Raw genomic sequence first — 24,450 nt, 5'->3', positions numbered from 1 at the left:
GTCGGACGGTTAGCCGCCGCGCCAAAATGGGCTAGAAGCCCGCATCCTGTTTACGCTTACCCTTGGAGGAGCCCGCCGTGGCCCGCCTGTTCGACGCCTATATCATCGCTGACTGGACCGCCGCCGAGGGCAAGAAGCTGGGCGAAAACTCGGTCTGGATCGGGGTGGCCAAGCGCGACGTGCGCTTCCGCCTGTATTCCGAGACGCACAATGTCGCCACGCGCGCCGAGGGGGAGGCCCTGCTGGCGTCGTTGCTGGCTGATCACAGGAAGCGCGGCGACCGGGTGCTGGTCGGGTTCGACTTCTCGCTGGGCTATCCGGCGGGCACGGCGGCGCGACTGGGCCTGAAGGACACCCCGGCCTGGTCCGCGCTGTGGAAATTCCTGGCCGGCAACATCGTCGACAAGGCCGACAACACCAACAACCGTTATCAGGTCGCGGCCAAGATGAACCGGCTGATGACGGATGAAGCCTGGCCCTTCTGGGGGGCACCGGCCAAACAGGCCCAGCGCTGGCTGACCACGACCAAGCCGCCCGCAGGGGCCGGTGCCGACATCACCGAGTTTCGTGCGACCGAGAACGCGATCCGCAAGGGTCGTCTGCAACCCAAGTCCAACTGGCAGATGCACGGAGCGGGGGCCGTCGGTGGTCAGACCCTGGTCGGCATCCCGGCCGTGCGCCGTCTGCTGGAGAAGCTGGGCCCATCAGGCGCCGTCTGGCCCTTCGGCACCGGCTGGCGCGCCTTGGGCACCGACGATGTCGAGCCACTGTCTGCCCTGGTGGTCGAGGTCTATCCATCGATGTGGGCCGCGACGCCCAACCCCGGCGAGTTCAAGGATCAGGCGCAGGTCCGCGTCACCGCCGAGCACTTCGCCAAGCTGGATGAAGCAGGCGATCTGGAAAAGGCCTTTGCGCCACCCAAGGGCGCGTCCGAGGACCTCATCGCCCAAGTCGAACAAGAAGAGGGCTGGATCCTGGGGGCCTGAAGCCTGCCTGGGTGATCAATCGCCGCTGTTCAGGTGCAGGATATTGCCGTCCGGGTCCTTGAACCAGACCATGCGGAAGTCGCCCATCTGGTGCACGCCGTCGGCATAGGTCGCGCCGTCCATGTCGTAGTGCTCGAACACGACGCCCTTGGTCTTCAGATCGGCGGCGATGGCCTCGATCCGGTCGCCGACGCCCCAGACGACGGCATTGGCCTTGTTGGTGCCTGCGAACTCGGACGGATAGACGACCAGATGGGTCGGGCCCGTCCTGAACACGAGCGGCCCGTCGTCGCCGCCCTCGGCCAGTTCGAGGCCCAGGACCGTCTCATAGAACCGGCGGGCGCGGGCCAGGTCGCTGACGGCGACGATGGCGGATGAGGCGTAGGCGTTCAGCATGACGGGTCTCCCTTCGACAGGGATGCAGCGTCCATCACGCAAGGCAGTTCCGCAGCGCGTGGCCAACCGGTGATGTAAAACCGTCACCGCCCGCCCCTACCCTTTGCGGATGATCCGGCTCATTCTGGCGACCCTGCTGCTGTTGTTCGGAAGCCCGGCCCTGGCCCAATCTCCCCCAAATTCGGCCCCCCTGATCATCGCCCATCGCGGTGCCTCCGGAGAACGGCCCGAGCATACGCGCATGGCCTATGAGCGGGCCATCGAACAGCGGGCGGACTTCATCGAGCCGGACCTGGTCATGAGTTGCGACGGCGTCCTGATCGTGCGGCACGAGAACGAGATCGGCGGCACCACCGACGTGGCGTATCGGCCGGAGTTCGCGGATCGGCGCACGACGAAGATCATCGACGGCCAGAGCGTCACCGGCTGGTTCACCGAGGACTTCACCTGGGCCGAGTTGCAGACGCTGTACGCGCGCGAGCGCCTGCCCGACCTGCGGGCCTCCAACACCGCCTTCGACGATATGGAGCCGATCCTGAGCTTCGAACAGACGCTGGAGATCGCGAGGGATGCCAGCGTACGCACGGGGCGGATCATCGGCGTGGTGCCGGAGCTGAAGCATCCGACGTATTTCGCCGGCATCGGCCTGCCGATGGAGGACGCCTTCGTCGCCGTGCTGGAGCGGCACGGGCTGACGTGGGCGGAGGCGCCGGTCATCGTACAGTGTTTCGAGGTCGGGACGTTGCGGAGACTCGACGCGCGCATCGACACGCCGCTGCTGCAACTGATCGCGGCGAGCGGCGGGCCGGCGGACGATCGGGCCCTCAGCTACGATGCCATGACCACGCCGCAGGGGCTGGCCGAGATCGCGACCTATGCCGACTGGATCGGGGTCGATACGGCCGTGATCGAGCCGGAGCCGGGCCAGCCCACGCCCCTGATCGCCGAAGCCCACGCGGCGGGGCTGAAAGTCGCGGCCTGGACCTTCCGCGCCGAGAACGCTTTTCTGCCATCGAGCGACCGGATCGGATCAGACCCGGCGGAACACGGACGGTTGCGCGAGCGGCTGGTGCGGTTCGCTGGGTACGGTCTGGATGCGGCCTTTATGGATCAGCCCGCGCTTCGATAGGGGCACCAGCCTTGCTGGGCCGCGTCACCAGCCAGATGCCGCCGCAGACCAGCACCAGCGCCGCGCCATAGGTCCAGCGCATCACGCTTTCGCCCAGGAAGAGGCTGGACAAGGCGACGCCGAAGACGGGCACAAGGAAGTTGAACGCGGCCAGCATCCCCACCGGATTATGCTTGAGCAGCAGGCTCCAGGTCGCAAAGGCGAAGGCGGACAGAAGCGCCATATAGAGCAGCAGCGCCCCCGAGCGGGCGTCGAACGCGCCCAGATGCCCGCCCGTGATCAGGCCGATCGCCACCAGCACCGCCCCGCCCAAGGCCAGCTGCCAGCCGGTCATGACCATGGGGTCCAGATCGCGCGAGATCCGCTTGCCATAGATGGACCCGGCGGCCAGCACGAAGGCGGCGCCGATAATGAATCCCTCGCCCAGCAGGGTGACGTCCAGGCCCAACCCGCCCCGGCCCAGATTGACCACCAGCACCCCCAGGAAACCGACGATGCAGCCCCAGACCTTGCGGTGGCTTAAGCGGTCGTTTGTGTAGATGAAGTGCGCCAGCACCACGCTGAAGAAGGTGCCCGTCGCATTCAGGATCGAGGCCTTGACCCCCGTAACATGGGCCAAGCCGATGTAGAAAAAGACGTATTGCAGCGTGGTCTGGAACAGGCCCAGCAGCACCAGCTGGCGCGCCTGCGACCCGGTCACCTTCAGGATGGGCTTCCTCATCGCCACGGTGACGCCCAGCAGGATCGCCCCCGCCAGCAGGAACCGCCAGCCCGCGAACAGCAGCTGGCTGGCCATGTCCGACGGCGCGATGTCCAGCATCGCATAACCCGCCTTCACCGCTGGATAGGCACTGCCCCACAACAGGCAGCACAGCGTCGCCAGGGCAAAGACCGACGCGCGGCGCGTGAGCAGGGGGTGGGTCATCAGAAGTGCGATCAACTTCCGTTGCGGAGGAACACGGCGGGGTTGCAACGATAGCCAGACCGTTCAGGACATGCCCGGCGAGCCGCTTGCGAAAGGTGTCTTTTTTAAACCGCGCTCATCCTCTGCTGGGCCTTGGAGAAATACTGCCAGCCGGTCCACAGGGTGACCAGGGCGGCGACCCAGATCAGGATGTAGGCAAAGGTCTGGAAGTGCCCCAGCCATTCCAGCGGCAGGCCGAAGCCTTCCCACAGCGGGGCCAGGGCCACTTGCAGGGCCCCCAGCGCCACCATCTGAAGCACCGTCTTCCACTTGGCCAGCAGGGTGACCGGCAGCTTGACCTTGCCGGCTGTCGTCTCGCGCAGGGCCGAGACGGCAAACTCCCGGAACAGGATCAGGCCGCAGGGAATGGCCGCCTGAGGCAGGGTTCCCCAGGCCAGCACGCCCAGAATGGCCCCGGTGACCAGCACCTTGTCGGCGATGGGATCCAGGATGGCACCCCAACGCGTCGTGGCGTGCCAGCGCCGGGCCAGAAAGCCGTCGATCCAGTCGCTGGACGCCGCGACCAGGAAGATCACGAAGGCGGTACGCGCGAGGCGAAACTGGTCATCCGGGCTCAGATACTCCGACAGGATCGGCACCCCCTGCGGCGCGGCCCCGGCCAGGATCAGGAACATGATCACCCCGGCGAACAGGCGCAGGCCCGTGATGATGTTCGGGATGGGATTGGCGGGGGCGCTGGGCGTCATGATCTCGGTTCCGTCTCGGGCACGGCTGTCTGGTCAACGGCATGTGCCACGCTTCGTTGCCTTAGGCGAGGATCGCGCGACGCTTCAGTCCAGGGCCTCGAACCGGCCCGGCCCGCGCAGGGCCCGCAGGATGCCGTCGGCGATGCCGAAATGCAGGCCGCTGAGCTGAAGCGTGCCCGCCGCCTCGCGCTCGGCGATCCAGGGGAAGGTGCGCAGATTGTCGATCGACAGGCGCACGATGGCCTCTTCGGACGCCCGCTCGACCTGATCCGGTTCGACCGCCTCGGCGACACGGCGCACGACGGGCTCGCCCTGCGCAATCCAGGGCGCGACGAAGTCGCGGACGCTGTCGGGGGCACCGGTGCGCATGGCCGCCACGCCGCCGCAATGGGCATGGCCCATGACCACGATGCGCGACACGCCCAGCACCTTGACCCCGAACTCCAGCGCGGCCGACACCCCGTGCAGCTGGCCGTCCGGCTCATAGGGCGGGACCAGGTTGGCGACGTTGCGCACCACGAACAGCTGGCCCGGTGCGGCGTCGAAGATCAGGGCCGGATCGGCGCGGCTGTCCGAGCAGGCCACGATCAGGGTGTGCGGCTTCTGCCCGGCGGCGAGCGCCTCATACTCGGCCTTGGCCTCGGGCCAGTGGTCCTGGCGAAAGCGGCGATAGCCGGCGAGGAGAGCGTCGGAGGAATCGTCGGTCATGAGGGCGGTATAGGCGATCGCTGCGGCTTGGGGGAGAGGGGCGGCAGGACTGTCGTCACTTCGCTTTGTCAGGGGACATCGGCCTGACTTGGATCGTTCGATGGCGCATGCGACGTGGCCGCTGCGGCCCAGATCGGTCATATTCGGGCCTAGGCTCGCACAGCCAAGGTTGTTCGTGGAGTTGCGTATGAGAGCGTGGGGTCTGGCGCTGGTCTTGATGGCCGGGCTTCTGGGGTCGGCCTGTTCGGACAGGGCCGATGCCCAAGCGACGCAAACGCAGGCTGCCCCGGCCGACGGGTCGCCCTATGTGCTGCAAGGCACCCAGGTCTGGACCGTGCCCGATCCGGTTTCGGGTCGGGAGTACGAAATCTTCGTCAGCCTGCCCGCCAGCTATGCGACCAGTCCGAACCGTCGGTATCCGGTGCTCTATGTGACCGACGCTGACTACGCCTTTCCGATCATTCGCCAGATCGCGCGGCGTGTGAATCTGGAAGGCCCGGTCGTCGAGGAGTTCATCCTGATCGGTCTGTCCTATGCCAGGGGCGACAATCCGGTCGCCAGCCGCAACCGGGACTATACGCCGACGCCGAACGGCCCACGACGGGCCAGTTCGACCCTGCATGGCGGGGGAGCGGCCTATCAGACCTATCTGAAGACACAGGTGTTGCCCTTCGTCGAAAATAGGTTTCGCGCGGACCCGACGCAGCGGGTGCTGCTGGGCCATTCCTATGGCGGTCTGCTTGGGGCCCAGATCCTGTTCACCGAGCCGAACCTGTTCAAGGCCTACGTCCTGGGCAGCCCCTCCTTCTGGTTCGACAAACGCCACATCATGACGATGGAGGCGGACTATGCCCGCAACCACCGCGACCTGACCGCCGACGTCTTCATGTATATCGGTGCCTATGAGGTGCCGGGCGATAGTCGGCGCAATACCGAGGTGGACATGGTCGGCGACCTGCGGACCATGGAGCGGGTTCTGACGTCCCGGAACTATCCCGGCCTGCGGGTCCGGTCGACCGTTCTGGAAGATGAGGACCACCTGACGGTCGCCCCGGTCGGCTTCACGCGAGCGTTGATGGCGGTGTTGCCGGCGCAGCCGTAGAGGCGAGCTAGGGCTTCCTCTTACCGTCGATCAGCACCGCCTGCTGCCAGCGACTGGGGGTCTTGTCGGTGCGGTGGATGCAGCCGGACCAGCAACAGGGGCGCTTCTGGCCTTCGCGCAGTTCCTCGGTCGTGCGTTGAATACGGCGCTTGCGGGTTGCGGGCTGTTTGGCGTCCTCGATCCAGCAGATGAATTCGTTGCGGCCCAGCGGGGTCAGCGCCTGCCAGAGAACCAGCGTTTCCGGGTCGGCCTGCACGGCGGCCTGAAGATCGGCCCCGGCGACATGGACCGTGCCCTGGGCGAAGTCGCTCATGCCCATATCTCCTGACGCCGCATCCTAGCCCCGGCGCTCGGGATGGAAGAAGCCGTAGATCCGTTCGGCCAACGACTGATTGATCCCGTCCACCTTGACCAGATCGACCACCGAGGCGCGGCCCACGCCCTTGGCGGAGCCGAAGGCGTGCAGCAGGGCCTTCTTGCGGCCGGGGCCGACGCCCTCGATCTCGTCCAGAGGGTTCTTCTTGATGTCCATGGAGCGGCGCTTGGCGTGGGCCCCATTGGCGAAGCGGTGAGCCTCGTCGCGCAGGCGCTGGATATAGTAGAGGGCCGGTGACTTCAGCGGCATCATGAAGGGCGGCTTGCCGGGCATGAAGAAATGCTCCTTGCCCGCGTCGCGGTCCGGCCCCTTGGCCACGCCGACGGCCGTGATGTCGTCCAGCCCCAGATCGGCCAGCACGGCCAGCACCTCGGCCAGTTGCCCGGCCCCGCCGTCGATCAGCAGCAGGTCAGGGCGCACGACCTCCTCGGTCCCCTCCTCCTCGTCCTTGACCAGTCGGGCGAAGCGACGGCGCATGACCTCACGCATCATGCCGTAGTCGTCGCCGGGCGTCAGGTCCGTGCCCTTGATGTTGAACTTGCGATACTGCGACTTCTGGAAGCCCTCGGGCCCGGCCACGATCATGGCGCCGACCGCATTGGTCCCCTGGATATGGGCGTTGTCATAGACCTCAATCCGCTCGGGGCGGCTGTCCAGACCGAAGGCCTCGCACACCTCATCCAGGATTTTGCCCTGGGCCGACCCTTCCGCCATCTTGCGACCCAGAGCCTCGCGGGCGTTGGTCAGGGCGTGGTCGATCAAGGCGGCCTTGTCGCCGCGCAGGGGGCGCTCGATCGAGACGACGCGGCGGCCGTCGGCCTGTTTGGCCATCATCGAAAAGGCCTCTTCCAGCAACTCCTTCTCGAACGGCAGGATGTTGGACAGGATCAGGCGCGGGACAGGCTTGTCCTCATAGAACTGGCCCAGAAAGGCGGCCAGGATTTCGGGATCGGTGTCTGTCCGGTCGACGCGCGGGAAATAGGCCCGGCCACCCCAATTCTGGCCCCCGCGGTAGAAGAAGACCTGGACGCAGGCCTGGCCGCCCTCGCTGAACAGGGCGAAGACGTCCGCCTCGGCCACGCCCTCGGCACTGACGGAGTTTTCCATGCTGATGGCGGACAGGGCGCGGATGCGGTCGCGCACCCGGGCGGCCTGTTCATAGTCCATGGCCTCGGCGGCGGCGGTCATCTCCTCGGACAGGCGGGCGATGACCGCACGTGACTTGCCCTTCAGAAAGTCAGACGCCTCCCCGACCAGCTGGCCGTAATCCTCCAGGCTGATCAGGCCGGTGCAGGGGGCCGAGCAGCGCTTGATCTGATGCAGCATGCAGGGCCGGGTGCGCGTCTCATAAACACTGTCCGAGCAGGACCGCAGCAGGAACGCCTTCTGCAAGGTCGTCAGCGTGCGATTGACCGCCCAGGTCGAGGCGAAGGGCCCGAAATAGTCACCGGGCGTGGTGTGGGCCCCGCGATGCTTCTTCACCTGAGGCGCGCGATGGTCCTTGCGGATCATCAGTTCGGCGAAGGACTTGTCGTCGCGCAGCACGACGTTGAACCGCGGCTTCAGCTTCTTGATGAAGTTGGATTCCAGCAGCAGAGCCTCGGTCTCGGACGCCGTGACCACCAGCTCCATCGAGCGGGTCAGGGACACCATCAGGCCGATACGCTGGGTGTGGAACCGGCCTTGCGCATACTGCAGGATGCGCTTCTTTATGGAGCGCGCCTTGCCGACATACAGGCAGGTTCCGTCCTCGCCATACATGCGATAGACCCCCGGCTTGTCCGGCGCACGCCGCGCCTCGTCCCGGATCAGATCGGCGGCAACGAGGGGAAGTGGTTCGGATGTGGTAGAGTCGGTCGGCATCGCCATCCATATAGGACGCGCGGCGCGAAAGTCAGAAGCGGCGAACCATCAGCACCCCGCCGATCACCAGGGCGACACCCGCCAGTCGGCCCAGGTTGATGGGCTGCTGCGGCGCACCGAACGCACCGAAGTGGTCCAGGATCAGGCTGATCAGCAGTTGCCCCGCCACCATCAGGGTAATGGTCAGCGCCACCCCCAGCCGGGGCACGCCCCAGGTCGCCGCGATCACGAAGACCACGCCGTACAGCCCGCCGATCCAGGCGTACCAGGGCAAGGATTTCGCCGCGACCATGTCCGGCCGCGTCTGGAACAGTACCGCCATCAGCCCCAGCACGGCGGTCCCCACGGCGAACGACACGAAGGCCGCATTCACCGGCGAGCCGACGGCGGTCATCAGCTTCGCATTGGTCGGGGCCTGCAAGGCTGTCGCGCCGCCGGCCAGGATGATCAGGACGATGGAGAAGAGGTTGGGGTTCATGGGACCACGGCTAGCACCGGAATCGGTGTGGCGCACCTGTCTGGCGGTCGGCGGCTCTTGATGATCGAAGTTCGCGGCTTTAAGGCTCCACCCAACCTCAGGAGCACCTCATGCTGGCCCTTTTCGTCATTCTCGGTTTCGTCGCGGTTCTGGGCGTGATCAACGTCATCGAGTTCGGTCGGGTTGACTGATACCCCTGCCGCCGGCCGCGGAGCCGCCCTGGTCACGGGCGGGGGCAAGCGGATCGGGCGCGCCATCTGTCTGACGCTGGCGCAGGCCGGGTTCGACATCGTCGTACATTACCGATCGTCCGAGGACGCCGCGCAGGCCGTCGCGGACGAGGTGCGGGCGCTGGGTCGTCGGGCCGAGACGATTAGCGGCGATCTATCAAACGAGGCACAGGTCCGCCAGATCGTGCCGGATGCCGTGGCCGCGATCGGGCCGCTGAGCGTGCTGGTCAACAATGCCTCCGTCTTCGAGGACGACCGGGTGGGATCGCTGGAACGCGAGACCTGGGACGCCCATATGGAGACCAATCTGCGGGCTCCGATCGTGTTGAGCGAAGCCTTCGCGGCCCAGGCTGCTGACGTATCCTGCATCGTCAATCTGCTGGACCAGCGGGTGCTGAAGCCCGATCCGCGCTTCATCTCCTATGCCCTGTCGAGAAATGGCCTGTGGTGGGCGACGCGGACCCTGGCCCAGGCCCTGGCCCCGCGCATCCGGGTCAATGGCGTCGGCCCCGGTCCGACCCTGGCCTCCATCCATCAGACCGACGAAGAGTTCGCCGCCGAAGCCGCCGCCACCCTGTTGCAGCGTCCGGGCAGCCCCGAAGCGGTGGCCGAGGCCGTACGCTGGCTGGTCGAGGCCGAACTGGTCACCGGCCAGATGATCGCGGTGGATGCGGGTCAGCATCTGGCGTGGAAGACCCCGGACATCCTGGAGTAATCGCGTGAGTGCCACCCCCCTGCCCCTCGCCGCCGGCGACGCCACCCGCCATGAGGGTCTGACCGTCTTCGTGCGTGGCCTGACGGTTCAGGCCAGCATCGGGATTCATGATCATGAGCTGAACCGGCTGCAGACGCTGGTCATCGACGTGACCCTGACGCTGGTGCCCGGGCCGGTCGAGCGTCTGGGCGATACCGTCAGCTATGAAGACGTGGCCGCCGCCGCCCGTGCCATCGTGGCCGCAGGCCATATCGGCCTGGTCGAAACCTTTGCCCAGCGGCTGGCCGTCGCCTGTCTTGACGATGCGCGGGTGCAGCGCTGCGCCGTGCGTATCGAAAAACCTGGCGCGCTCGAGGGTGTCGTCGCGCCCGGCTGCGAGGTCGTGCTGGCGCGCGAATAGTTGCGCCAAACGGGCGGCGGCGTCATTGTCGACCGCGTATTCCGATTGCCCAGCCGAGGAAGTCCATGGCCGAACCCGGCGACCCCAACCGCCCCGACCGCACGCCGGACGACCACGATGACCTGATCGGGTTTTCGTCGCCGGCGTCCCTGGCCGGGCGGGCGCGTGAGGCAGAGGGTGCCGCTGCGCCTGTCGCCCCCGCCCGACCGACGCGCGAAGCCGAGCCGGACCTGTTCGACCCGCGTCCGTCGCCCGCCTTTGCCGCCGTCCAGGCCGAGACGACGCCGGCTCCGGCGGCATCCGCGCCGCCCTCCGCCCCCGGCATGGCCAGCGCCGGTTCGGTCTTCGAGCCGACCGAGTTTTCCACCAAAGCCCGCCGCCACGACGACCCGCCGGCCTTGCCAAAGGACGGGACGGCGCTGTTCCTGGGCTATGCGCTGATCCTGTTCGCCGTGCCGACGCTGGGCGTCTCGGTCGTGGTCGGCCTGTTGGCCCTGATGGGCCGAGGCGCACCGGACAATGCCATCGCCCGCTCACACCACCAGTATCAGCGCCGGACCCTGTTCGCGGCGGCGGTGGCGGCGGTGGTCGGGCTGGTGCTTATCGCGGCACCCTTCGCACTCGGGGTGCCGGTGCTGTTCCTGCTGGCCCTCTGGGTGATCGTGCGGGGCGCAGCAGGTGTGCTGGCGCTGAAGGCGGGTCGCGCCATCCGTCACCCGGCGGGCTGGTGGATTTGAGCCAATGACCGTCCTGCCGCCCGAGCAGGGCCGTCCCCGGTTCAACCAGAGGCATGAATCGGCGGGCAAGCCGGCGGCCATGATCGTCTGGGCGCTGTATGTCCTGGCCCTGCCCAGCGCCAATCTGCTGGCGCTGGTCGGCATGCTGGTCGCGGTCTCGGCAAGGGGCGGCGCGACCGGGCTGGCGCGTCAGCACCTGGATCGGCAGGTGACGCTGTTCTGGACGTCGGCGGTGATCAACATCGTCCTGACCGCGGTATGCATGGTCGGGATCGTCAGCCTGTTCATGGACCTGACGCAGGCGGTCTGGCTGCTGCCCCTGACCGTCATCAGCGGACTGGCCCTGATCGGCCTGACCCTGTGGTTCGCGATCCGCAGCGCACTGGGGGCCTTGAACCTAGCCCGCGACCGAGCTCCCTGAGCCACAGGCAAAAAACTCTTTGCAGTCAAGCTGGAACGGCACGTCGCGGCATGGGTTTTTTGTGTCGGATAGCCGACATTGGTGCACCAAGGCGACCGGGGACAGTAGATGAGCGATTTGCGTGACGTGCGGGGCGAGAACCGCTTCGAACAGGGTTTCGTCGATCAGGACGGGCAGACCAGAACGGTATTTGCCGACTATGCGGCGCAGGGCTACACGCGCATCATCCTGCATGTAGAGGCTGACCCTGCCCTACGCGGCACCGGCGCGGCCGACACCTTCATGCGCGCCCTGTCCGAACACGCCCGCGCCGAAAAACTGAAGCTGGCTCCGCGCTGCAGCTACGCCGTCGCCTGGCTGAAACGCCATCCGGAGTTTTCGGACATCGTAGCCTAGGCTGACATCTCGGCCTTGGGCGGCAGGGTGAACCAGGTCTGAAAGCGCAGGGCCGCATTGCGGTCGCCACGCACCGTAATGGCTCCCGCCTCCTCCATGGCCTCCAGCGGTGCCTTGCCATAGACATAGCCGGCCATGGCCTCGGGGGTCGTTTCAAAGACCACATCGGCGTCGTCGATCTCGGCCCGGCGAGGCGTCAGGGTGCCGTTCTCGACCCGCACCCGGAACGTCTCCTCGCCCAGGATGAAGCCGACGGTAGCGGCCCGGTCACCGGCAACATCCGCCTGAAACATCGTGCGGAACGACAGCATCAGCGAGGTCTTGGACAGCGGCAGGGTCGGGTCATGCCCCGGCGACCGCGCCGCCCAGTTGCCCAGAACGATCAGCAGTTGGTCGGCCTCATAGCCCCACGGTGTGAGGCCATAGACCTGCACCGAGGCCGGCGGCGGCAGCCTGGATTTCACGACAATGCCGTGGCTCTCCAGCGTCTCAAGCCGCTGGGTCAGGACATTGGCGCTGATGCCTGGGAGGGCTGCGCGAATGTCGCCGAAGCGTCGCGGGCCGAACATCATCTCGCGCATGATCAGCAGCGACCATCGCTCGCCGACAAGCTCCAGCGCATGGGCGGTTCCACATGCGTCGTCGTACCAGCGTTTCAGCTCCGGATTATGTTTGGTTAGTTTTTCTAACTTCATAGTTGACATAGATAACCGGGTTTGGCTTGATGCACAACGTCAGCGGCGTCGCACCGAACGTCGCAGAGGAAACCACCGGTGCTGAAGCAGCAAGGGACCGCGTCCCGCGCCGTAGCGCCAAAGAAATGCGCTCAAGCAGCGAGGTTCCGCGAGCCGAGCGTTAGCGCCCACAAGGAAAAGGCGAAGCCGATGCAACGCATGATCTTCATCAATCTGCCGGTCGCCGATCTGGCGAAATCCGTCGCCTTCTACGAAGCGACCGGAGCGACCAGGAACCCGCAATTCAGCGACGACACCGCCGCCTGCATGGTCATCTCCGAGACGATCTATGTGATGCTGCTGACCCATCCCAAATTCGCCAGCTTCACCAGCCGCCCGATCGGCGACCGGTCCAGCGTGCATGCCCTCCTCTGCCTGTCGTGCGAGTCGAAGGACGCCGTCCTGGCCCAGCTGGATACGGCGGTGAAGGCCGGCGGCACGCCCGACCCGACACCGGAACAGGACTACGGCTTTATGTACGGCCGCTCCTACGAGGACCCCGACGGCCACATCTGGGAGATCATGTGGATGGACCCGGCCGCCGCCTCGGGCGAGGCTCCCGCCGCCACCTGACTGCAGTCGTCGTCATCCCCGCGCAGACGGGGAGGCCCTCGGAGGATACGCCCATGAAACTGTACGGCACGCCACCCACCCGCGCGACCCGACCGATCTGGCTGCTGAACGAGCTGGAGATCGATTGCGAGATCATACCGCTGGACATTCCCGCTGGAGAACATCAGGGCGCGGCGTTTCTGGCCATCAACCCGTTCGGCAAGGCACCGGCCCTGGTCGACGGAGATCTGGCCATGGCCGAGTCCGTCGCCATCATGATGTATCTGGCCGAGGCGCACGGCGGCGAACGCTTTTTGCCGACCGATCCCGCCGAGCGTGCCCTGATGCACCAGTGGAACCTGTTTCTCGTCGCCGAGATCGAACAGCCGCTGTGGCGGATGGGCCTGCACACCGTCATCTATCCCGAGGCCGAGCGGATTGCGGCGGACGTCCCCCTCGCCCGACGCGACTGCCTGCGCATGCTGGCTCCGCTCGAGACGCATCTTCAGGGTCGTGAATACATGGTCGGATCGGGCCTGACCGTCGCAGACTTCAACGCCGCCTACACGCTGGACTGGGCCGATGAGGATGGGGCCTGCTGGAGACCCTCCCCAACTGTCGCCGCTTCGTGGAGCGCATGTATGCGCGGCCCAAGGCCCCGCCCCGCATCGCCGAGGCCTTTGCCAGGCTGCATGCCGGCGAAGTCCCGCCCTGCTTTCGCGCGGACATCGCGCCCGAGCAGCGACTGCTGCCCTGCATCTGACCGATGCCCATCCGATAAGCACCAGAGGACGAACGCATGACCACCGAACTCAGCATCACCCGCTTCATCGCCGCCCCGCCCGAGACCGTCTGGCAGGTCTATGTCGAACGCGGCACCGAATGGTTCACCCCGCGTCCCTGGACAACGCCCGAGGTCGATTTCGACCTCAGACCGGGTGGCCGGGCCAATGTCACCATGGCCTCGCCCGAGGGCGAGCGACACAGCTATCAGGGTGTGTTCCTGGAGGTGGTGCCGAAACGCAAGCTGGTCTCGACCGGGGCCATGACCGAGGGCTGGGTGCCCCAGCCGGGCGAGATGAACTTCGTCCGCATCGACACCTTCGAGCCCGAGGGTGACGGCACCCGTTATACCGCCACGGCCCGTCACTGGGACGAGAAGGCCGCCGCCACCCACCGCGAGATGGGCTTCGAACAGGGCTGGGCGGCCGCCGCCGATCAGTTGGCCGAGCTGGCGGAGGCGGGCCAGTGACCAGCAAGATTGCCCCCTGCATCTGGTACGACCTGGGTCAGGCCCGAAAGGCCGCTGAATTCTACATGACCCTGGGCCTGCCCGACAGCCACATTGACGGCGTGCATGCCAGCCCGTCAGACAATCCGTCCAGCAAGGCGGGCGAGGAGCTGGTGGTCGAGTTCACCCTGGCCGGCCAGTCGTTCGTCGGCCTGAACGGTGGACCCCAGTTCCCGCACACCGAGGCGGTGTCCTTCATGATCCAGACCGAAGATCAGACAGAGACCGACCGGCTATGGGATGCCATCGTCGGCAACGGCGGGGCCGAGAGCGCCTGCGGCTGGTGCAAGGATCGCTGGGGCGTCAACTGGCAGATCACGCCGCGTCGCCTGATGGAATTCTACACCGACCCCAACCCCGCCCGCGCCAAGGCCGCCTTCGAGGCCATGATGACCATGCACAAGATCGATATCGCGGTCATCGAAGCGGCTGCTGACAAGGCTGCGTGAGCTGATCTGATACGCTGATCAACGACCCGACCTGCCCCTCAAGTAGTGAGCGACCGCGTCGCGAGCGTTAGGGGCCAACCCTCCGAAGGAGAAAGAAAGATGTCCTACGTCACCGGCTTCCTCACCCCCGTCAAAACCGAGGACAAGCAGCGCTATATCGACTCCGCCCGGAAATCCTGGCCGCTGTTCCAGAAGTATGGGGCGCTCGAACAGGTCGAATGCTGGGGCGAGGACATTCCGCCCGGCAAGGTCACAGGCTTCGACCTGGCCGTAAAGCTGGAGTCCGGCGAGGTCCCGGTCTTCGCCTGGCTGAAATGGCCCGATCGCGCCACCGCAGACGCCTGCTGGGAACAGATGCAGGTCGATCCCGCCTTCGCCGACATGGACATGCCCTTCGACGGCAAGCGCATGATGTGGGGCGGGTTTGCGCCTGTCTTCGAAAGTTGACGGCTGGGCGACGATGACCGTACCCGTCAAAGGCCCGGCGTCCTACTTTCCGTCCATCGAGAAAACCTATGGCCAGCCGATCGCGCATTGGAAAACCATAGTGCGCGACAATCTGCCGGGCCGGCACATGGACTTGGTCGCGCTGCTGAAGGGCGAGCACGGCATGGGCCACGGCCATGCCAACGCCGTCGTTGCCCATGTCCTTGCTGAAGGGGCGAAGTCTCAGACCAGTAGCTGACGTCCCATCTCGTCAGCGACAAAACCGCGTGTCGGTCGCCTCCAGATGGAGGTGGTCGGCATGCACGGCATTGTAGTCGGGGCTCAGCGTCGTGCCGAAAATGCGGCAGGCGTCGTCGCGAATCCGACGCAGGAACCGCGCCTCGGGCGTGTCGCCGTTCCAGTCATTCAGAACCGTGATGCGCCGCCCGTCGCGCAGGCGCACGCCGGCTAAATCCAGGGCGGCAGCCTGGGAATGGGCGCTGATCCGTGTGCTGCCCACACCGTTGTTCACATTGCGACAGGCATAGGCCCCCATGTGATCGATCTGGACCACGTCCGAGCCGAGGATCTCGCGTGCCGCAGGCTCCAGCGACTGTCGCCGCCAGATGCTGAGCGCGAGGGCCGTGCGACAGGTCATCTGCACATCGCCGGGAGACATCCGCGCAACCGTGCCCATGTCCGCGCCCAGGACCCCAGCATCGGTCAGGCCGCAGGTGGGCGAGCTCACCCGGTCGGGCACGGGGCTGAAGTTGACCCGCGCCGCCGTCAGCTGGGTCACGCACTGGGTCAGGGCGGCGCTCTCGCGGATCACGGCGCTGCGTGTGTGAGCACTGATGGGAAGGTCGACCAGCGCCCCGACCAGCGGGGCCTCGGTGCGGGACGGGGCCGACGGATAGGCCGGCCGTGGCGCAGGCTCGGGCAGCATGGCGCTGCAACTCGCCAGCGCGACAAGAGCCAGTGGAGCGAGGATCAAGCGAAGCGAATGCGTCATTGCCGGGACGCTAGCGGATTTCGCCCGACGCTTGAATCACGAGACGGCGAGACGAGAAAAAGAACGTCGCGCGGTGAAGAAGTTCCGGACGTTGGCCATCAGAACGCGCTTCCCAGGCGGACCCCAGCATGCCACCACATGTCCCATGAAGCCGATTGTGATCCTCCCCGCACTGGCCGCCGTCCTGTTCATCGCCGGCTGTACCGACAGCAAGCGCGCACGCAACGATGCGACCTGGGGCGACCGCCCGGCCCAGATCACCTGCTGGAGCTATGGCGTCCAGCATTTCGAGGGACGGTCCACCGGCAAGGTCGAATACGATGACGGCGGACGCATCTCCTTCGTGGATGCGGCCAACAATCGCTACACCACCATCGATGGCGACTGCCGCGTTGTCTACGATCCGAAGCCAAACTAAGCCTCGCTCCTCTCCCGCCGGGAGAGGATTCGAGATTTAGCTGTCCAGGAAGGACCGCAGCTTCCGCGACCGCGACGGATGCTTCAGCTTCCTCAGCGCCTTGGCTTCGATCTGACGGATGCGTTCGCGGGTAACCGAGAACTGCTGACCGACCTCTTCCAGGGTGTGGTCGGTGTTCATGCCGATGCCGAAACGCATGCGCAGCACCCGCTCCTCGCGCGGCGTAAGCGACGCCAGCACGCGCGTGGTGGTCTCGCGCAGGTTCGACTGGATGGCTGCGTCGATGGGCAGGATGGCGTTCTTGTCCTCGATGAAGTCGCCCAGGTGGCTGTCTTCCTCGTCGCCGATCGGCGTTTCGAGCGAGATTGGCTCCTTGGCGATCTTCAGAACCTTGCGGACCTTCTCCAGCGGCATGGCCAGCTTTTCGGCCAGCTCTTCCGGGGTCGGCTCGCGGCCGATCTCGTGCAGCATCTGGCGGCTGGTGCGGACGATCTTGTTGATCGTCTCGATCATGTGCACCGGGATGCGGATGGTCCGCGCCTGGTCGGCGATCGAGCGGGTGATGGCCTGACGGATCCACCAAGTCGCATAGGTCGAGAATTTGTAGCCGCGGCGGTACTCGAACTTGTCGACCGCCTTCATAAGACCAATGTTCCCTTCTTGAATCAAATCAAGGAACTGCAGGCCGCGGTTGGTGTATTTCTTGGCGATGGAGATGACCAGGCGCAGGTTGGCCTCGACCATTTCCTTCTTGGCCTGACGGGCTTCGCGCTCTCCCTTCTGCACCGTCTGGACGATGCGGCGGTAGTCGTCGATGGGCAGGCCGGCCTCGGTCGCGACGGCGGCCACATCGCCCCGGATCTGGGCGATCTGGGCGGATTCGTTCTCGCTGAACTTGGTCCAGCGCACGCCCATGTCCTTGATGCTGTCGGTCCAGTTGGGATCCAGTTCAGAGCCGAAATAGGACTTCAGGAACTCGGGACGCGAAATGCCGTAGCTGTCGGCCAGACGCAGCAGCCGCCCTTCCAGCCCGATCAGGCGCTTGTTGATCGCATACAGCTGCTCGACCAGAGCCTCGATGCGGTTGTTGTTCAACTTCATCGTCTTCAGGCGACCAGAGATGGTCGCCGTCAGGGTGTCGTAGGTCTTCTGATCCTTGGCGCTCAGGACCTCGCCCTTCAGGCGGCTCTCGACCAGCTTGTCCTGCAGCTTGCGGAAAGCCCCGAAGTCGGCGGCGACCGCGTCCAGAACCTCCATGACGCCGTCGCGCAGCTCGGCTTCCAGCGCCGAGATCGACATGCCGCCGCCATCGTCGAAGTCTTCGTCTTCCTCGTCCTCGCCGTCGGGCTTGTCCTCGCTCTGAGGCTCGGCGACAGGCTTTTCGCCCGGCAGGGGTTGCGGCGGCTGGTTGTGCGGCAGGGACGACGGGTTCAGCACGCCATAGGTGGCGTCCAGATCGATCACTTCGCGCAGCAGGATGCGGTTGTTTGCCAGTTCGTCGCGCCAGACCATGATGGCCTCGAACGTCAGGGCGCTTTCGCACAGGCCCGAGATCATGGCGTCGCGACCGGCCTCGATGCGCTTGGCGATGGCAATCTCGCCCTCGCGGCTCAGCAGTTCGACCGAGCCCATTTCGCGCAGATACATCCGCACGGGATCGTCGGTGCGGTCATAGGCTGACTTCGCCGGAGCCTCGGCCACGGCGGTGCCGGCGGCGGCCGCGACGTCGGTGCCGGTCGCCTCGCCGGCGTCCTCTTCGGCCTCGACGACATTGACGCCCATTTCGGACAGCATGGCCAGGGTGTCCTCGATCGCGTCGGGGGTCACCTCTTCGGAGGGCAGAACCTTGTTCAGCTCCTCCATCGTCACATAGCCCTTGGCCTTGGCTTGCTTGATGAACTTCTTGACGCCGGCGTCGGTAAGGTCGAGCAGCGGGCCGTCGCTCTGGACTTCGGCTTCCTGCGTCTCGGTCTGTTCACTCATTCAGTCAGTCTCCGGACAGAGGGCTGATCAGGCCGTCCATCGCATATAATGTGTAACGGGGTCGTTGGTTACGAGCCCGATTTGTCGTCCCATATTTCGCCGGTTTTGACCGCGCGACGCAAAGCATCCCGCTCGGCTTTCAACCTGCGGAACGCCTCATCCTGGCCCGGCATGGAGGCCGCCGAGGCCAGAGCATCTTCAAGGGCGGCGACACGGGTGAGCGCGTCGAACGCCTGCGACCATCGAATCCTTGCTTCGGCGAGGGGCGCATTTGCGGCCAGGAAAGGCGCGCCGGACTTTGCCGCCGCCTTCTCGACCTCGCGCACTAAAGCATCGTGACCCGACTGCGCCAGATGGCGTCGCAAGGCCGCGCTGTCAAGGGTTTGAGCCGTTCCCTGGGCACTGAACCGCAGACGGACCAATTCCTGTGCCAGACCATCCAGCGCCTTGTCGCCAAAGCCGTGTGCCGCGATGTCTTCCAGATGATCGTCCATACGGGCGGGATCGTCGATGGCCCCATGCGCGAGGGCGGCGGCTACGGGCTCGATGGAGCGGGACAACGACTGCATGGCCTGCGCACCCTCCGTCGTCTGACCCAGCACCGGCGGCGGCCCGAAACGCCCCCTGCCCCGTCCGCCCGGAAAGCTGCCCACGCCCTGACGGGCCGGTATCGGCTGCGGGCCGCGCTGAGGCGCGAACAGGGCGTCGAAACGGTCGAACAGTTCGCGCCGATACTGATCGGCCAGATCCTTGTCCTGAATGGCCGAGGCGGCCTGGCGCAACCGTCCCTTCAGGCCTGCGCGCCGCTCCGGCGTATCCAGCGGTTCGAGTTCGGCCTCCTTGCCGAACAGCACCTCGGCAAAGGGCCGCGTGGCTGACATGGCCTGACGCAGGGCAGGGGCACCCTTGTCGCGCAGGATGTCGTCTGGGTCCTGACCACCGTCCAGAAGCGCAAAGCGGAACGACTTGCCCGCCTTCAACTGGGGCAGGGCGCGATCAACGGCCCGGAACGCCGCGCGCCGACCCGCCGCATCACCGTCGAAACACAGCACCGGCTCAGACGACACCCGCCACAGCAGGGCCATCTGCTCTTCGGTCAAGGCCGTGCCCATGGGGGCGACCGCGGGGATGCCCGCGCGCTGGCAGGCGATGACGTCCATATAGCCTTCGACCACGACGATGGCCTGTTCGCCCTTGCTTTCGGCCCCCAGGATGCGCCGCGCCTCGGGCAGGCCGTAGAGGGTGGCTCCCTTGTGAAACAGCGGGCTTTCCGGGCCATTCAGATATTTGGCGCGGTCGTCGGGGTTCATGGCCCGGCCGCCGAAGCTGACGATCCGGCCGCGCGCATCCAGGATCGGGAACATCAGCCGGTCGCGGAAGCGGTCGTAGGGGTTGCCGCCACCCTCCGGCGCAATCAGCATGCCGGCCTCGACGAGGTCGCCCGGCTTGGCCCCGCGCTGGACCAAGGCCTGCTTCAGCCCCTCGCGATCATTGGGGGCGTAGCCCAGGCCGAACCGCTCCCACTGATCCTCGGGCAGGCCGCGCCGCTCAAGATACTCCCGCGCCGCCTTGCCGACCGAGCGGCGCAGATTGGCGGCGAACCACTTCTGGGACAGGTCCATCCAGTCGGCCAGACCCTTGCGCTTCTCCTCACGCTCGGCCGCCTGGGGGTCTTCGGCCGGCAGGGCCATCCCCGCCTCGCCCGCCAGACGCTGGACCGCCTCGACGAAGGTCAGCCGCTCGGTCTCCTGCAGGAAGCTGATGATGTCGCCGTGCTTGCCGGAGCTGAAATCGTGGAAGAAGCCCTTGTCATCGTTGACGAAAAACGACGGCGATTTCTCCTTCGAGAAGGGCGACAGGCCGACATACTCCCGCCCCTGACGCTTGAGCTTCACCGACCGCCCGATCACGTCGGACGGGCGAAGGCGGGCCTTCAGTTCCTCGATGTATCTTTCGTCAAAGCGCACGGACGATGTCTATAGCGCTCGGCATGACAGGGGAACGCGTGAACTGATCGCCCTGCACCAATCTCCCCGTTAAGATTTTATTAACCAAAACGGCAAGAAGGCGGCCACAACCACTTGATTCGCTTGAACATTATTTTGTCGGATTGCGGAACTATCCACAGGCCCTGTGGTTAAATGCCCGAACCTCGTGACGCAGAAGCGTCAGCCCTCCTGACAAACGAGACTCTTATGTTCATCGCCATCGCCCGTCAGGCGGTGGAACCCATCGGCCCCGACGCCGTCGCCGTCCCCGGTTCCCCCGCCATCGCCGAACTTTCGCCCCGCGCCCTGCATGCGCGCCTGCTGGAGAACGCGGCGCTGCGCCGAAAGCGGGCCATCGAGCGCCGCCGGGCTCAGCGTGAAGAAGACGCCGGCTACTGGTTCAGCGCCGCCCCGGTCGCCATCCGCAAGGCCAGCGAACTGCGCTGCGAGAGCAAGAGCTTCGCGCCACTGCCCTGAGGCCTAGCGGGGTTCCGGCGTACGCCGGGCGATGGATTGGTTAAGCTTGCCCCAGCGCTGGGCATTCGATTTGGGTTGGACACGCTGACGGCAGTCAAAGCCGCCCCCCCAAACCGCATGCACGGCATCGAAAAGATGCGGGTGGCGGTCGTGCTGGTGCACAATGGCGCTGACCGTCCCGTCCGGATTGACGACCTTGCCGTCCTTGAAGGTCAAGGCAGCCCCATCCGTGAGCCCCAAGGTCGCCACGCGACAGTAGTTGGGCAGCACCTGCGCCTCGACCATGCCGAGATGCACAGCCAGATTGCAGGCGGCCTGGTCGGCCCCGAACGCGCCACCGATCGACGACCGGGGTGTCGTGGCCAGCATCAGTATGGCGCGGCACAGGCGCAGAACATCGGCCCGTGGCCCCATGACCGTGCCAACGCAGATGCACGGATTCTGGGCTACCGCCTTGGCCAGGCCTTCGCCGGCCAGGGCCCGGATATATTTCATGTTGAAGGCGTGATCGGCCAGCACGCCGGATTCATATTCCTGGAACGTCAGCAGACCTTCGGGCCGCGGCGAAAACGGGTCAGCCTGGAAGATCACGTCGCGCACGTCGGTGATCAGCACTCCGTCAATGTCGGACCAGCCTCGCAGCAGACGGTCAAAGGCTGCAAACCGCTGCATGACGGGATGGGGAGCCCAACCCTCGACCGGATCTGGCGCGACCGCGATCACATCGTGCTGAGCCAGCAAGGCCGCGACATCGGGCCTATCGTCAACGACCAGGGCGACCGTTCCGTCGAACACCGCTCGCAGGGATCGTACGAAGGGCGCGACATCGGCGGCGTCATAGCCCGTGGCATAGCCCAGCACGGCGTGCCCCCTTGCCGACACCTTCTGGTCAGCGGACCGGGCCAGAGCCTTGGCCAGCCAGGTCAGATAGCGCGAGCGCGCGGGCGGCAGGCTCAACGCGGGCTCATTGCATCAGCGAACCTCTGGAACAGATACAGACTGTCGGTCGGCCCTGGCGACGCCTCCGGATGATGCTGCACGCTGAAGACAGGGCGATCCTTCAGGGCGATGCCGCAGTTGGTGCCGTCGAACAGCGACACATGTGTTTCCATGACCGCATCCGGCAGGCTGTCGCGATCGACGGTAAAGCCGTGGTTCATCGACACGATCTCGACCTTGCCGGTCGTCAGATCCTTGACCGGGTGATTGGCCCCGTGATGCCCCTGGTCCATCTTGACCGTCTTGCCGCCGAGCGCGAGGGCCAGCATCTGGTGGCCCAGGCAGATGCCGAAGACCGGCTTGCCGCTGTCGACCAGCTTTTTGATCTCCGGCACCGCGTATTCACCGGTGGCGGCGGGATCGCCCGGGCCGTTGGATAGGACGACGCCGTCCGGGTTGCGTGCCAGAACCTCCTCGGCGGTCGTCGATGCGGGCACCACCGTGATCTTCGCGCCGGTCGAAGCCAGAGCCCTCAGGATGTTGCGCTTCACGCCATAGTCGATGACCACGACGGACTTGTCGGTCGCATCGACACGCGGATGACCCTCGGGCCAGTCCCACAGTCCCTGATCCCAGTCGAAGGATTGCAGGGTGGAGGCGTCCTTCGCCAGGTCCAGCCCAACCAGACCTGACCAGGCCTTCGCCTGGGCCACCAAGGCCTCAAGATCGAACTGGCCGTCCGGATCGTGGGCGATCACGGCATGCGGTGCGCCGCCGTCGCGGATCACGGCCGTGAGGGCACGGGTGTCGATCCCTGCCAGACCGACCACGCCCCGCCGGTGCATCCACGCATCAAGGTCGCTGTCGCTACGCCAGTTGGCTGGATCGGTCGGGACGTCGCGGAAGATGGCCCCGCGCGCAGAGGTGTCTGAGCCGCCGCCGATCTGTTCGATGTCGTCCGCATTGGTGCCGACATTGCCAATGTGCGGGAAGGTAAAGGCCAGGATCTGGCTCATGTAGGACGGATCCGTCAGGATTTCCTGATAACCGGTCATGGCCGTGTTGAAGACCACCTCACCGAGGGCCGAGCCGGTCGCGCCGCATCCGATCCCTTGCAGAATGGTGCCGTCCGCCAGCGCCAGAACGCCGGTCACACCGGGAAGAAGAGCGGGATAGGAACTTGCGGTCATGATCGCTCCATACCACCGAATCCCGGCGGGCAAACGGCGGCGTTGCTAAAGGGTCGGGGTTGCGGGGTCAACGCGGTGGTCTGCGCGCTTCCGAACCCAGATCCAGCCCACCGAGGCGACCGCGAACAGCACGATGGCCGGAATGACGTTGCCCGGTGCCGCGGCGACGACGGCCCCGACCGCAAACACCAGCCCTACGACCGACAGGATGCGCCAGCCGGTCGAGTGGCTGAAGCGGAACAGACTGATGCAGCACAGCGCATACAGACAGATGGTCAGGACCGTGCAGGCTCCGATCAAGAGGCCGAACTGTCCCGCCAGCGTCGGCTGGATCGTCGCCACGATCAGCAGCGCCATGATCGCGCCGTTGATCAGGGGATTGGACAGCGGCAGATGTCCCGGTCGGCTGGCATGGCCGAAGACGCGCGGCAGATAGCCCGCCTCCCCCGCCGACCGTGCCGTCTCGCCACCCAGGATGGTCCAGCCAGCAATGGTGCCAAGCGCCTTGATGACGGCGCAGGCCGCGACCAGGCCGGCCACCGAGGCCCCAAACACACGGGCCGCCAGATCAGCGAACGGGCTGGTCGATTGCGCCAGCTCACCCGCAGGGATGACTCCGAACACCGCCGCCGAGGCCGCCACATAAACGACTAGCGCCAGTCCGACGCCGCCCACACTGGCCCGGCCCACGTCACGGGCCGGATCGCGCACCAGCTTCGACAGGGCAGCCGCGCTTTCCAGACCCAGAAAGGACCAGAAGATTACGACCAGCGAAGCGGGGATGGTGGCCGCCAGTGGTTGCCCGGACGGGTTCCATGACGCCGAGAAGGTCGCGCCGCTGAAGGCCACGACCCCGGCAACGATGGCCAGCACCAGCGGTAGAAGGCCGATCACCAGAGTCGTTGCGCCCAGCCGCGCCGCAACCTTCGCGCCCGTCGCATAAGCGGCGGTGGTGATGGCGATAAGGGCCAGATTGCTGAGAGCCGCAGGAATCGGCTCGGCCAGTATCGGAAAGAAGAAGGCCAGATAGCCGGTGCCAGCGATGGCCACGGCGATATTGCCGGTCAGGCAGACGCCCCAATAGGCGATGGCGGTCTGATAGCCGATGAAACGCCCCAGCCCCCGCCGCGTGAAATCCGAGAGGCCGTCGGCGTCGGACTGAAACCGGCCCAGGCCCGCGAACACCGCGGCCAGGATCATCGCCCCGGCCCCGCAGATCAGCCAGCCGATCAGGCTGGACGACCCGGTGGATGCAAGCGCTACGGGGGCCAGATACACCCCCGATCCGATCATGTTGCCGGCCACCACCAGGGCGGCGATGCCCCAGCCTATCTTGCGGGCAGAGGACGTATCGGGGATGGGCAGGATGTCGGTCTGGCTCAT

Annotated in this window: 30 protein-coding genes; 16 read left to right on the top strand and 14 right to left on the bottom strand. The window is 66.0% G+C overall.

The genetic code is table 11. From position 1 onward, the window contains the following. Window positions 1-77: 77 nt before the first annotated feature. Window positions 78-986 carry a cobalamin biosynthesis protein CbiG gene (locus ACE3TH_RS03685; protein ID WP_374597454.1) on the top strand — a complete coding sequence of 303 codons (909 nt, stop codon included), beginning with the start codon at window positions 78-80 and terminating at the stop codon, window positions 984-986. Window positions 987-1,001: 15 nt separating this feature from the next. Here the strand turns inward: ACE3TH_RS03685 and ACE3TH_RS03680 are convergent, their stop codons facing one another. After that, window positions 1,002-1,382, bottom strand: a complete 381-nt coding sequence (locus ACE3TH_RS03680) for a VOC family protein (RefSeq protein WP_374597453.1) — start codon at window positions 1,380-1,382, stop codon at window positions 1,002-1,004. Between the two features lie 109 nt (window positions 1,383-1,491). On the opposite strand from ACE3TH_RS03680, the gene ACE3TH_RS03675 reads away from it, so the two are divergent. Beyond that, window positions 1,492-2,511, top strand: a complete 1,020-nt coding sequence (locus ACE3TH_RS03675; protein WP_374597451.1) for a glycerophosphodiester phosphodiesterase family protein — start codon at window positions 1,492-1,494, stop codon at window positions 2,509-2,511. Here the strand turns inward: ACE3TH_RS03675 and ACE3TH_RS03670 are convergent. The 3 genes from ACE3TH_RS03670 to ACE3TH_RS03660 all read right to left on the bottom strand — a co-directional run bounded on the left by ACE3TH_RS03670 (window position 2,486) and on the right by ACE3TH_RS03660 (window position 4,890). Next, the gene (locus tag ACE3TH_RS03670) at window positions 2,486-3,436 is read right to left on the bottom strand and encodes a DMT family transporter (protein ID WP_374597449.1); all 951 of its coding nucleotides are present in this window, start codon (window positions 3,434-3,436) and stop codon (window positions 2,486-2,488) included. The two genes, ACE3TH_RS03675 and ACE3TH_RS03670, sit on opposite strands and share 26 nt — an antisense overlap. 104 nt (window positions 3,437-3,540) lie before the next feature. Next, a complete protein-coding gene (gene pgsA, locus ACE3TH_RS03665) occupies window positions 3,541-4,182 on the bottom strand; it encodes a CDP-diacylglycerol--glycerol-3-phosphate 3-phosphatidyltransferase (RefSeq protein WP_374597447.1) in 642 nt (213 codons plus the stop codon). A gap of 84 nt (window positions 4,183-4,266) precedes the next feature. Further along, a complete protein-coding gene (locus ACE3TH_RS03660; RefSeq protein WP_374597445.1) occupies window positions 4,267-4,890 on the bottom strand; it encodes a carbonic anhydrase in 624 nt (207 codons plus the stop codon). A gap of 187 nt (window positions 4,891-5,077) precedes the next feature. On the opposite strand from ACE3TH_RS03660, the gene ACE3TH_RS03655 reads away from it, so the two are divergent. Continuing rightward, window positions 5,078-5,992 carry an alpha/beta hydrolase gene (locus tag ACE3TH_RS03655; protein ID WP_374597443.1) on the top strand — a complete coding sequence of 305 codons (915 nt, stop codon included), beginning with the start codon at window positions 5,078-5,080 and terminating at the stop codon, window positions 5,990-5,992. Window positions 5,993-5,999: 7 nt separating this feature from the next. Here the strand turns inward: ACE3TH_RS03655 and ACE3TH_RS03650 are convergent, their stop codons facing one another. From ACE3TH_RS03650 to ACE3TH_RS03640, 3 genes are read right to left on the bottom strand one after another with little or no spacing between them, the layout of a single operon-like run. Continuing rightward, window positions 6,000-6,305 carry a YdeI/OmpD-associated family protein gene (locus tag ACE3TH_RS03650; protein WP_374597441.1) on the bottom strand — a complete coding sequence of 102 codons (306 nt, stop codon included), beginning with the start codon at window positions 6,303-6,305 and terminating at the stop codon, window positions 6,000-6,002. Window positions 6,306-6,329: 24 nt separating this feature from the next. Beyond that, window positions 6,330-8,237: an excinuclease ABC subunit UvrC gene (gene uvrC / locus ACE3TH_RS03645; protein ID WP_374597439.1), complete on the bottom strand. Its 1,908-nt coding sequence runs from the start codon at window positions 8,235-8,237 to the stop codon at window positions 6,330-6,332. A 25-nt stretch (window positions 8,238-8,262) separates the two neighbouring features. Next, window positions 8,263-8,709 carry a DMT family transporter gene (locus ACE3TH_RS03640; RefSeq protein WP_374597437.1) on the bottom strand — a complete coding sequence of 149 codons (447 nt, stop codon included), beginning with the start codon at window positions 8,707-8,709 and terminating at the stop codon, window positions 8,263-8,265. 183 nt (window positions 8,710-8,892) lie between these two features. Between ACE3TH_RS03640 and ACE3TH_RS03635 the strand changes: the two genes are divergently transcribed. The 5 genes from ACE3TH_RS03635 to ACE3TH_RS03615 all read left to right on the top strand — a co-directional run bounded on the left by ACE3TH_RS03635 (window position 8,893) and on the right by ACE3TH_RS03615 (window position 11,608). Then, entirely contained in the window at window positions 8,893-9,654 is a 762-nt protein-coding gene (locus tag ACE3TH_RS03635) for an SDR family oxidoreductase (RefSeq protein ID WP_374597435.1), read from the top strand. Between the two features lie 4 nt (window positions 9,655-9,658). After that, complete coding sequence (gene folB / locus ACE3TH_RS03630; RefSeq protein ID WP_374597433.1) at window positions 9,659-10,054, top strand: dihydroneopterin aldolase; 396 nt, start codon at window positions 9,659-9,661, stop codon at window positions 10,052-10,054. 65 nt (window positions 10,055-10,119) lie between these two features. Then, the gene (locus tag ACE3TH_RS03625) at window positions 10,120-10,791 is read left to right on the top strand and encodes a hypothetical protein (RefSeq protein ID WP_374597431.1); all 672 of its coding nucleotides are present in this window, start codon (window positions 10,120-10,122) and stop codon (window positions 10,789-10,791) included. A gap of 4 nt (window positions 10,792-10,795) precedes the next feature. Next, window positions 10,796-11,212 (top strand): hypothetical protein, encoded by a 417-nt coding sequence (locus tag ACE3TH_RS03620; protein WP_374597429.1) that lies wholly within the window; start codon window positions 10,796-10,798, stop codon window positions 11,210-11,212. A gap of 108 nt (window positions 11,213-11,320) precedes the next feature. Further along, entirely contained in the window at window positions 11,321-11,608 is a 288-nt protein-coding gene (locus ACE3TH_RS03615) for a GNAT family N-acetyltransferase (RefSeq protein WP_374597427.1), read from the top strand. On the opposite strand, the gene ACE3TH_RS03610 is transcribed toward ACE3TH_RS03615, so the two are convergent. After that, window positions 11,605-12,303, bottom strand: a complete 699-nt coding sequence (locus ACE3TH_RS03610; protein WP_374597425.1) for a winged helix-turn-helix transcriptional regulator — start codon at window positions 12,301-12,303, stop codon at window positions 11,605-11,607. The genes ACE3TH_RS03615 and ACE3TH_RS03610 overlap by 4 nt on opposite strands. A 189-nt stretch (window positions 12,304-12,492) precedes the next feature. Between ACE3TH_RS03610 and ACE3TH_RS03605 the strand changes: the two genes are divergently transcribed. From ACE3TH_RS03605 to ACE3TH_RS03580, 6 genes are all read left to right on the top strand, one after another. Continuing rightward, window positions 12,493-12,915 carry a VOC family protein gene (locus tag ACE3TH_RS03605; RefSeq protein ID WP_374597423.1) on the top strand — a complete coding sequence of 141 codons (423 nt, stop codon included), beginning with the start codon at window positions 12,493-12,495 and terminating at the stop codon, window positions 12,913-12,915. 53 nt (window positions 12,916-12,968) lie between these two features. Next, on the top strand, window positions 12,969-13,697 hold the full coding sequence (locus ACE3TH_RS03600) for a glutathione S-transferase family protein (protein WP_374597421.1): 729 nt from the start codon (window positions 12,969-12,971) through the stop codon (window positions 13,695-13,697). Further along, on the top strand, window positions 13,694-14,146 hold the full coding sequence (locus ACE3TH_RS03595; RefSeq protein WP_374597419.1) for an SRPBCC family protein: 453 nt from the start codon (window positions 13,694-13,696) through the stop codon (window positions 14,144-14,146). Before ACE3TH_RS03600 ends, ACE3TH_RS03595 begins: the two co-directional genes overlap by 4 nt. Further along, entirely contained in the window at window positions 14,143-14,634 is a 492-nt protein-coding gene (locus tag ACE3TH_RS03590; protein WP_374597417.1) for a VOC family protein, read from the top strand. Before ACE3TH_RS03595 ends, ACE3TH_RS03590 begins: the two co-directional genes overlap by 4 nt. A gap of 99 nt (window positions 14,635-14,733) precedes the next feature. Further along, on the top strand, window positions 14,734-15,081 hold the full coding sequence (locus tag ACE3TH_RS03585) for a DUF1428 domain-containing protein (RefSeq protein ID WP_374597415.1): 348 nt from the start codon (window positions 14,734-14,736) through the stop codon (window positions 15,079-15,081). A gap of 13 nt (window positions 15,082-15,094) precedes the next feature. Next, a complete protein-coding gene (locus ACE3TH_RS03580; protein ID WP_374597413.1) occupies window positions 15,095-15,319 on the top strand; it encodes a DUF4287 domain-containing protein in 225 nt (74 codons plus the stop codon). A 12-nt stretch (window positions 15,320-15,331) separates the two neighbouring features. Here ACE3TH_RS03580 and ACE3TH_RS03575 read toward each other — a convergent pair whose 3' ends face one another. Beyond that, a complete protein-coding gene (locus ACE3TH_RS03575; RefSeq protein WP_374597411.1) occupies window positions 15,332-16,072 on the bottom strand; it encodes an extensin family protein in 741 nt (246 codons plus the stop codon). A gap of 157 nt (window positions 16,073-16,229) precedes the next feature. Between ACE3TH_RS03575 and ACE3TH_RS03570 the strand changes: the two genes are divergently transcribed. Next, the gene (locus ACE3TH_RS03570) at window positions 16,230-16,490 is read left to right on the top strand and encodes a hypothetical protein (RefSeq protein ID WP_374597409.1); all 261 of its coding nucleotides are present in this window, start codon (window positions 16,230-16,232) and stop codon (window positions 16,488-16,490) included. Between the two features lie 36 nt (window positions 16,491-16,526). Here ACE3TH_RS03570 and rpoD read toward each other — a convergent pair whose 3' ends face one another. Further along, complete coding sequence (gene rpoD / locus ACE3TH_RS03565) at window positions 16,527-18,473, bottom strand: RNA polymerase sigma factor RpoD (protein ID WP_292171217.1); 1,947 nt, start codon at window positions 18,471-18,473, stop codon at window positions 16,527-16,529. Window positions 18,474-18,541: 68 nt separating this feature from the next. Further along, complete coding sequence (gene dnaG / locus ACE3TH_RS03560; protein ID WP_374597407.1) at window positions 18,542-20,440, bottom strand: DNA primase; 1,899 nt, start codon at window positions 20,438-20,440, stop codon at window positions 18,542-18,544. A 228-nt stretch (window positions 20,441-20,668) separates the two neighbouring features. Here dnaG and ACE3TH_RS03555 point away from each other — a divergent pair, with 228 nt between their 5' ends. Further along, complete coding sequence (locus ACE3TH_RS03555) at window positions 20,669-20,938, top strand: hypothetical protein (protein WP_374597405.1); 270 nt, start codon at window positions 20,669-20,671, stop codon at window positions 20,936-20,938. A gap of 3 nt (window positions 20,939-20,941) precedes the next feature. Here the strand turns inward: ACE3TH_RS03555 and ACE3TH_RS03550 are convergent, their stop codons facing one another. From ACE3TH_RS03550 to ACE3TH_RS03540, 3 genes are read right to left on the bottom strand one after another with little or no spacing between them, the layout of a single operon-like run. Further along, complete coding sequence (locus tag ACE3TH_RS03550; protein WP_374597403.1) at window positions 20,942-21,895, bottom strand: hypothetical protein; 954 nt, start codon at window positions 21,893-21,895, stop codon at window positions 20,942-20,944. Further along, window positions 21,892-23,067 (bottom strand): glutamine-hydrolyzing carbamoyl-phosphate synthase small subunit, encoded by a 1,176-nt coding sequence (gene carA / locus ACE3TH_RS03545; protein ID WP_374597401.1) that lies wholly within the window; start codon window positions 23,065-23,067, stop codon window positions 21,892-21,894. The genes ACE3TH_RS03550 and carA overlap by 4 nt, the downstream gene beginning before the upstream one ends. Window positions 23,068-23,112: 45 nt before the next feature. Beyond that, entirely contained in the window at window positions 23,113-24,450 is a 1,338-nt protein-coding gene (locus ACE3TH_RS03540) for an amino acid permease (RefSeq protein ID WP_374597399.1), read from the bottom strand.

The organism is Brevundimonas sp. (assembly GCF_041919755.1).
Classification (GTDB): domain Bacteria; phylum Pseudomonadota; class Alphaproteobacteria; order Caulobacterales; family Caulobacteraceae; genus Brevundimonas.
This window is presented reverse-complemented; position numbering and strand designations above follow the sequence as displayed.